Origin of the sequence: Desulfobacter latus, from assembly GCF_013389365.1 — a bacterium.
Classification (GTDB): Bacteria; Desulfobacterota; Desulfobacteria; order Desulfobacterales; family Desulfobacteraceae; genus Desulfobacter; species Desulfobacter latus.
Map to the genome: position 1 here is coordinate 1 of NZ_JACADJ010000189.1, position 515 is coordinate 515.

The following is a 515-nucleotide window of genomic DNA, read 5'->3' on the forward strand; positions in this document are numbered from 1 at the left end:
ATTGCCGTCCTCCTTATAATTAAGATAGTAGCCCAGGCACCGGACCTTAGCACGTCGTATTGTAGGAATAGCCGTCAGATGCGTGAAGCAGCCTGCAATATTTCCAGCTAATGCCCTGTACTGTTTTCTCCACTGTTTTAATGTTAAAGGAACCGCTTTTTCTGACAGCGACACGTCCGGTGTACGTTCCAACCTTTTTGCCGGAAGTGACAACCGCCTTGACGATGTCGCCCGTCTGGAATCCTTTGACTTTTTTCTCAGTTAACTTTGCTGTTGTCCGGGGGAATCCGAACTTGTTTACCCTGCACATCTGCCTTGAACCATGACCATCTGCCTTTACAATCAACACGGTTTTGTCGATCTGAAAAATCTTTTCAGATGTGCTTTTCCCGACACAGGCGGCATCGAGCCAATGCGTTTTGTGAAGTCCCCTGGTCGTCCGGTTGAATTTTGTCAGACCGCCGGAGCCGGTTTCAACCGGCAGTCCGGTTTTTTTCAAGGTACGGAACAAGTCC

The 515-nt window shown here is 48.7% G+C and carries 1 protein-coding gene; it reads right to left on the minus strand.

What is annotated here, in order from left to right:
* Nucleotides 1-46: 46 nt before the first annotated feature.
* The coding region (locus HXW94_RS18930; protein WP_218576830.1) for a hypothetical protein at nucleotides 47-515 on the minus strand (469 nt) is incomplete at its 5' end.